Genomic DNA, 7,889 nt, shown 5'->3' with positions numbered 1-7,889 from the left:
GCATGGTTGAGCCACGTCCTGCCGTTACTACTGTTGGCTTCGTCGATGATGAGTGCAATGACTACCAAGACCTGTTTACTGATGGCTTATATGAATGACTTCCATACTGCCCCAATTACTTATGTTCAGCTAAATTCCGCTTAACTTCTACTTTTATTCTGCTAGTGTGACAGAAGAAAGATAACTAAAAATTGGTTTTCCTGTAGAGACGTTACATGTAACGTCTCTACAGGAAAAAATTTGTAAAGCAAATAGAACTAACAGGGTTTCTTGCCTCTTTTATAAGATAGATTAGAGAGGATACTCAAGATCTTTGCCTCACAAACCGAGATATATTAGTTTTCTCTCTCCTTGCAATCATACTTCTTCGTCAGCCGTTCCTGCTTCTTTTTCAATCCAAATAAATATTAGAGCAAATACTGGAAACGGCAAAATATAAAATATTAAAGGAATCATAATCCAAGGTAACCACGAAGCAGCATAAGACCCTGTTAATTGTGTCATATCTACCATGATGCTATTCTCCAGTTTTTATTGGTAATTGGTAATTGATAAGGTGTGTAGGATGGGCAATGCCTACCTCCGCACTAATTAACATTAACCCCACCCCGCAAAATTGAGTCTAGAGCATCGAAGTTTTCTAGCAGTAAATAAGCAAATACAGCTCCTCCCATTGCTCCTAGAAAAATTCCACCATTTAATTGATACCATTCATCGCGATTGCGTAACGGTCTGAGTGAATCTTTAGAAGTAGAGCCATAAGCACCTCTAGGATCTCCTTGGAAGGTCGTGATGGCAAAAATAGAAATTCCCAAACAAGCTGATACAGCTATATATATTGCTGTAATTAATCCACTTAAATTAGCACCATGAGCTGTCTCTCGTAATGGTCCAACCACAACCTCTGGTCCTACTAGAAAATAGCCGTGAGCCATGCCAATTTCTAAACCACGCATAAAAGGAGTGAGTCCTTTGCGATAGGCAGGAAGATTGTTAATAAAAGCTCTAGCTAAGGGAGAATCGGTAATAGCTGTAGAGAAATTACTGTTAAACGGATCTCCTTTATAGGGTTGAACGGGATCGGTATCGAGCCTATAGTTCAATTTTGATTCTACAGATGGATTGGCAGTATTAGTCATTTTTGATTTTCTCCTAATTAAAGTTGTCGATCCTCCGATCTTGCTTCTTACGTGCAACTTCTCAAATAAGCATTTTTTTATGAGTTGTAACGCAGATAAACGCAAATATAAAACGTGTCAATTTCTAGTTTTCCAAGAACTCTCCTGGTGGACGTACCAGGAGAGGAGAGTCTAAATTCGCAACTGATAAAGCCAATTTCTAGGGCAGAAACAACGAATGTATTTCTTGTAGAATCTGCCCTAAAATTTTTGCTCTAGGCTAGCCAAACTTTCCAGCCGTTGACGCAATCAAGAAAGCACCATAGGTAGCAATATAGCCAACGGTGAAGTGAGTCAAGCCAACTAAACGAGCTTGAACGATAGATAATGCTACAGGCTTATCTCTCCAATATCCGAAAGATAATGGTGTTTTTTCGTGCGCCCAGACTAGAGTTTCAATCAATTCTTGCCAGTAACCCCGCCAAGTAATCAAGAACATGAAACTCACAGCCCAAGCCAGGTGTCCCCAGAGGAACATCCACGACCAAATAGCTAGGCTATTTGTACCATAGGGGTTGTAACCATTAATCAACTGAGCGGAATGCAACCAGAGGTAATCTCGGAACCAGCCCATGAGATAGGTAGAAGACTCGTTGAATTGAGCTACATTCCCTTCCCAAATTGCTAAATGTTTCCAGTGCCAATAGAAAGTGACCCAACCTAGAGTATTGAGCATCCAGAACACAGCTAAATAGGAAGCGTCCCAAGCAGAGATATCGCAAGTACCACCGCGACCGGGACCATCGCAAGGGAAGGCATAGCCGAAGTCTTTTTTGTCGGGCATCAGCTTAGAACCGCGAGCATCTAAGGCTCCTTTGACCAGGACTAAAGTGGTGACGTGCAAACCAAGGGCGATCGCGTGGTGAACGTAGAAGTCTCCAGGTCCAATCGTCAAAAACAACGAGTTCGTCGTGTTATTGACCGCATCTAACCATCCCGGTAGCCAAACATTAGCATGGTTGGGCCAAGCTGTAGAAGCAATACTATCTGGGTTTGATAACAGCGTATTAAACCCGTATAACGCCTTACCATGAGCTGCTTGGATAAACTGAGCGAACACTGGTTCGATCAGCACTTGCTTTTCTGCCGCACCAAAGGCAACTTCTACATCGTTGTGGACGTATAAGCCTAGAGTGTGGAAACCCAAGAAAAGAGACACCCAAGACAAGTGAGAAATAATCGCCTCTTTGTGACGCAGCATCCGATCTAGGACGTTACCCTTGTTTTGTTCTGGATCGTAGTCTCTGATCCAAAAGATGCCAGCATGGGAAAATGCCCCTACCATCAAAAACCCAGCAATGTACTGATGATGGGTATACAGCGCTGCTTGAGTCGTGAAGTCCTGCCCGATGAAAGCGTAGGGTGGCATCGAATACATATGCTGTGCTGTCAAAGAACTTGCTACACCCAAAGCAGCTAAAGCAAAAGACAGTTGGAAGTGAAGCGAATTATTGATCGTGTCGTACAATCCTTGGTGCGGTAAGTTGAAAGGACCTTCAACCTTTGCCCCAAAGAAAGATTTGGAGTTCAGCATCTCTTTGATGCTGTGACCGATCCCCCAGTTGGTACGGTACATGTGTCCGGCAATTATGAACAAGACGGCGATCGCCACGTGGTGATGCGCCATATCCGTCAGCCACAAAGATTGAGTCTGGGGATGAAGACCACCTAAGAACGTCAGAATTGCCGTTCCTGCACCTTGAGAACTGTTAAACACATGTTGAGCCGTATCGGGATTCTGGGCGTAAGCGCTCCAATTCCCGGTAAAGAACGCACCCAAACCCGCTGGATGCGGCGGGGTAAACAAGAAGTTATCCCATCCCACATGTTGCCCGCGAGATTCGGGAATTGCAACGTGAATTAAGTGAGCTGCCCAAGCTAGGGAACTGACACCGAACAAACCAGCTAGGTGATGATTCAAACGTGGTTCGGCACTTTTGAACCAACCGAGAGTAGGACGATATCGCGGTTGGAGGTGCAACCAACCAGCAAATAAGAACAAAGCTGCGAGTAAAAGTAAGAAGATCGCACCAACGTAAAGTTCGTTGTTCGTCCGCATCCCGATCGTGTACCACCAGTGATAAACACCGGAATAGCAGATATCGACTGGATTAGTTGCTCCAGCTCTCGTAAAAGCCTCGATCGCGGGTGGACCAAATTGAGCATCCCAAATCGCATGGGCGATCGGACGCACATTTAAAGGGTCTTTAATCCACTGCTCGAAATTGCCTTGCCAAGCGACGTGAAACAAAACCCCCGATGCCCACAGAAAGATAATCGCCAAATGACCGAAATGAGAGGCAAAAATCTTTTGATAAAGATTCTCCTCTGTCATGCCATCATGGAGTTCAAAATCGTGAGCTGTCGCCATCGCATACCAAATACGACGGGTCGTAGGGTCTTGAGCAAGGTCTTGGCTAAATTTTGGAAATTTTGTAGCCATATTCTTTGTTTTGGTTCAAATTTATTTGATTGGTAATTGGTAATTGGTAGTTGGTAGTTGTTTGATTTCGACTTTTGATTTTTGTACGGGCGGGTGCGCGCAAACAGTTTGACAGCCTTAAGTGAAAATTTTTGGTCAAAACCCGCTCCTACGATTTTTGACTTTTGTACGGGCGGGTGCGCGCAAATAGGTTGACAACCTTAAGTGAAAATTTTTGGTCAAAACCCGCCCCTACGTCTTCTCATTACCCATTACCCATTACCATTAACCAATTGCTACCATTCGTGCTAGGAAGAACGCCCAAGTCGTGACAATTCCTCCTAAGAGGTAGTGAGCGACACCAACAGCTCGACCGTGGACGATGCTCAAAGCACGCGGCTGAATTGCTGGGGCAACTTTTAATTTGTTGTGCGCCCAAACGATCGATTCGATCAGTTCTTGCCAGTAGCCCCGACCGCTGAACAGGAACATGAGGCTAAAGCCAAAAATGAAGTGTCCGGCTAGGAACATCAGACCGTAGGCAGACAGGGATGAGTTGTAAGACTGAATCACCTGTGCCGATTGCGCCCAGAGGAAATCGCGCAGCCACCCGTTATTGGTAATCGACGAGGTAGCAAAGTTACCTCCGGTCAAGTGCGTGACAATGCCATCTGAATCGACCGTTCCCCAAACATCTGATTGCATCTTCCAACTAAAGTGGAAAACTACCATTGATAGGGAGTTGTACATCCAGAATAGACCCAGGAAGACGTGATCCCAAGCCGATACCTGACACGTACCACCGCGTCCTGGTCCATCACAAGGGAAGCGGAAGCCCAAGTTTGCTTTATCTGGAACCAAACGCGAACCACGGGCAAATAGTACGCCTTTGAACAGTACGAGTACCGTGACGTGAATTGTAAAAGCGTGGATGTGGTGGATCAAGAAGTCTGCCGTACCCAGTGCGATCGGCATCATGGCGACTTTACCACCAACTGCAACCATACCACCACCCCAAGCGTAGCTGACGGGTGCGCCGATGCCTGGAGCTGTCGTACCGAGTCCTGAGAGTTCGATTCCCCGCACGCCACCAAAGACATCACCCAAGGGTTGAGCCACCTGCGCCGCTCCCACGGCTGCGGTGTGGATGTGCTGAATCCACTGGGCAAAAATTGGTTGTAGCTGAATTCCCGTATCTGAGAACATATCTTGGGGACGACCGAAAGCTCGCATGGTGTCGTTGTGGCAGTACATAGCAAAGCTATGAAAGCCTAAAAACTGACAAACCCAAGCGAGGTGAGAAATAATGACATCGCGGTGACGGAGGGTTCGATCTAATATGTTGTTGACGTGATGGGCTGGATCGTAGTCCCGTACCATGAAAATAGCTGCGTGGGCTGCACCACCGACGATACAGAATCCGGCAATCCAGACGTGGTGGGTAAATAGAGACAGAGCAGTAGCGTAATCTGTTGCTAGGTAGGGATAGGGAGGCATAGCATACATGTGGTGCGCCACCAGTAGGCTAGCCGTTCCAAACTGTACTAAGTGGATAGATAGATTAGCGTGCCAAGAAGTCTCGAAGATTTTATCGAGTCCCTCATGACCCACAGGACCGATAAAGTTTAAAAATGGCAGCATGTTGGGAGATTTGGCATCATCCAACATTTCTTTGAAACTGTGACCGATACCCCAGTTAGTGCGGTAGAAGTGTCCGGCAACGATGAACAGCACCGCAAGCGCTAAATGATGGTGAGCGGTATCTGACAACCACAGACCACCCGTGACCGGATTCAGACCACCTTTAAAGGTGAGAAAATCGGCATATTGTCCCCATTGCAGGGTAAAGAATGGTACTAAACCTTTGGCAAAGCTAGGATATAACTCTGCCATTAAGCTTGTATTCAAAATGAATTCGTGAGGCAGGGGAATATCTTTAATAGCGACCCCAGCATCCAATAGTTTGTTAACGGGCAAAGCAACGTGAATTTGATGCCCTGCCCAACCCAGGCAACCCAAGCCTAGCAATCCTGCTAAGTGGTGGTTCATCATCGCTTCCCAATTTTGAAACCATTCCAATTTGGGAGCGCGTTTGTGATAGTGGAACCAGCCAGCAAAGAGCATTATCGCTGCCATTACCAAACCACCGATCGCGGTACAGTAAAGCTGAAAAGTATTAGTAATGCCAGCAGCCCGCCAGAGTTGAAATAGTCCCGAAGTAATTTGAATTCCGTGGAAGCCACCACCAACATCGGCATTTAAAATATCTTGACCGACAAGCGACCAAACTACCTGGGCGCTGGGTTTAACACCAGTTGGATTTGCCATCCAAGCTTCAAAGTTGGAGAATTTCGCGCCGTGAAAGTACATGCCACTCAGCCAGATAAATATAACAGCTAAGTGACCGAAATGGGCAGCGAAAATCTTGCGGGAAATATCTTCTAAATCGCTGGTATGAGTGTCGAAATCGTGAGCATTAGCATGGAGGTTCCAGATCCAAGTTGTCGTTTTGGGACCTCTAGCAAGAGTGCGATCGAAGTGTCCTGGTTTTGCCCATAACTCAGGTGAGGTAGGAACCGGATCGTTATCGACTACAACCCTTACTTTTTGCTCTCGCTCTGGAGTAATTGTCATCAAATTTCTCCTTGGTTATACGAGAAACAAAATTGGTAATTGGTAATTGGTAATTGGTAGTTGGTGGTTGACGGTTAACTATCAACCTTCAACTATGAGCCGTCAATAGTTAATTGAGAAAAAAAGCCAGAGTTCGATCGCAAGTTACACCGGATAACGTGATAACTTACTTTGTTTCTGGCAATGAAAGACTCCGAGGAGTTTAGTTTGTTTGGCTGTTGTCTTAATCTGAGTATTCAAACTCAAGCACTAGCATCTTTATCTTTTTGGAGAATAGGAAAAAAAAATGAAGAACTAATGAAGAAAGGCAGTAGCTTAATAAAAGCTTACATTTTTGCTGTATAGTTTCTGACTATAGGAATCCGGTTTGATTGTTGAAAAAATCTCAGTAACGCACCAAAAACTGAGAGTGATGCGTTACGCTGAAGTTTTTTATATAGTAATGCTCCCTGCTCGATCGCTCCCTTATTCCTATTCGGCTAGAAGTCTTCAATTTTGATGTTCGGTAACTTTCGCTGCCAGCCAGTTAGCTACGAGTTCTGGTTGTTTTTTCTGGGCAAAAGTTCGTTCTGCATGGTAGCAGACTTTTTCCCGCAGTCGGTAAACTTGTCGCACGTCCAAATTTAATTGATTGGCGATCGCCTGCTGCGATTTACCTTGGAGATAAAGCTGCAACCACTGTACTGCTTCCTTCCCTAGTTTTACCTGCAAATAATCGGACAATTCTTGTTTGACAGCATCGTGCATCGCTTTTTGTTCTGCCTCGGTTTCAGCCTCTTGATATGCAACTAAGGCATGGTTATCCAGCCAGCTGAAAGAATTGTCGCTTTCCTCCGTGAAAAATTCGTCTGACACGAGTTGTAATTGCTCGCTGTTAGGTGAGTAAGTGATTCCTCCCCGTGCCGTACGCTGTAAATAGTCAATCGTCCGATAGACTAACAGAGGTCGATCGCGGATCGGACGCATGGAATATTCTTCTATACTGGCGAATAGTAAAGCACTACGGAGTTGGAAATTGTTTGTACACTGGGCAATCCAGGCTACTTGTTGTTGAATGTAGCGATCGCGCAGCAATAATTCCTGCAAAACTTCTTGAATGACATCTACCACAGTGCGGTGGCGATCGCGACTGAGGGCAACTAAAGCGCGAACTTTGTGCCGCAGTACCAATAAACTACTCAAACGACTGATGAGGCGGCGATAAGCTCGTTCTGGTGGTATGCCTAAATAACGCTTTTGCAGAATTCGATAGCGAAATGACAATGCTTGTTGAGTCACGTGTAGTTGAGCTGAAGTCAGGTTGTCAAATCGTTCTAAGTCATCGCCAAGCAACCACCGAACAATACTTTCCCTGTTGGCTACACTGGCTTGCGGGTAGTCTTCAGCTAACTGCGATCGCCATGTCTGTGTTAGTTGTGCCATTGTAATTTTGGACATCATCCGACTACCTCCTATGCTTGCTCCTTGTCATACTGTCACAATGGTTCTAATTTACGAGCAGCAAAGGTGCGATCGCATCGAATAAATGTCATTTTTCTACCATGACAAATGTAATGGTAATTGGCAATTGGAAATTGGTAATTGGTTAAAAGGCAAGAGGCAAGAGGCAAGAGGCGAGTGGCAAATTTTGAATTTTGAATGCGTGAATTTTGACT

6 protein-coding genes are annotated in these 7,889 nt (G+C 45.3%); all 6 read right to left on the bottom strand.

Annotated features, from left to right (window positions below):
- Positions 1 to 357: 357 nt before the first annotated feature.
- Positions 358 to 513, bottom strand: coding sequence for a photosystem I reaction center subunit VIII (gene psaI / locus C7Y66_RS29310; protein ID WP_015153097.1), 156 nt, complete (start codon positions 511 to 513; stop codon positions 358 to 360).
- A 74-nt stretch (positions 514 to 587) separates the two neighbouring features.
- Positions 588 to 1,139: a photosystem I reaction center subunit XI gene (locus C7Y66_RS29305; protein ID WP_015153098.1), complete on the bottom strand. Its 552-nt coding sequence runs from the start codon at positions 1,137 to 1,139 to the stop codon at positions 588 to 590.
- A gap of 259 nt (positions 1,140 to 1,398) precedes the next feature.
- Positions 1,399 to 3,621, bottom strand: coding sequence for a photosystem I core protein PsaB (gene psaB / locus C7Y66_RS29300; protein ID WP_106548239.1), 2,223 nt, complete (start codon positions 3,619 to 3,621; stop codon positions 1,399 to 1,401).
- 264 nt (positions 3,622 to 3,885) lie between these two features.
- The gene (gene psaA / locus C7Y66_RS29295) at positions 3,886 to 6,234 is read right to left on the bottom strand and encodes a photosystem I core protein PsaA (protein WP_106548238.1); all 2,349 of its coding nucleotides are present in this window, start codon (positions 6,232 to 6,234) and stop codon (positions 3,886 to 3,888) included.
- Between the two features lie 489 nt (positions 6,235 to 6,723).
- The gene (locus C7Y66_RS29290; protein ID WP_106548237.1) at positions 6,724 to 7,674 is read right to left on the bottom strand and encodes a HetZ-related protein 2; all 951 of its coding nucleotides are present in this window, start codon (positions 7,672 to 7,674) and stop codon (positions 6,724 to 6,726) included.
- Between the two features lie 35 nt (positions 7,675 to 7,709).
- Positions 7,710 to 7,889 (bottom strand): hypothetical protein (locus tag C7Y66_RS31500; RefSeq protein WP_158266025.1); only part of this gene is annotated, 180 nt, incomplete at its 5' end.

Source organism: Chroococcidiopsis sp. CCALA 051 (assembly GCF_003015105.1).
Lineage (GTDB): Bacteria > Cyanobacteriota > Cyanobacteriia > Cyanobacteriales > Chroococcidiopsidaceae > Chroococcidiopsis > Chroococcidiopsis thermalis.
This window is presented reverse-complemented; position numbering and strand designations above follow the sequence as displayed.

What these genes read in the sequence shown, in the direction of transcription:
- psaI (WP_015153097.1), bottom strand. Translation starts at nt 513, where the DNA reads ATGGTAGATATGACACAATTAACAGGGTCTTATGCTGCTTCGTGGTTA.
- C7Y66_RS29305 (WP_015153098.1), bottom strand. Translation starts at nt 1,139, where the DNA reads ATGACTAATACTGCCAATCCATCTGTAGAATCAAAATTGAACTATAGG.
- psaB (WP_106548239.1), bottom strand. Translation starts at nt 3,621, where the DNA reads ATGGCTACAAAATTTCCAAAATTTAGCCAAGACCTTGCTCAAGACCCT.
- psaA (WP_106548238.1), bottom strand. Translation starts at nt 6,234, where the DNA reads ATGACAATTACTCCAGAGCGAGAGCAAAAAGTAAGGGTTGTAGTCGAT.
- C7Y66_RS29290 (WP_106548237.1), bottom strand. Translation starts at nt 7,674, where the DNA reads ATGATGTCCAAAATTACAATGGCACAACTAACACAGACATGGCGATCG.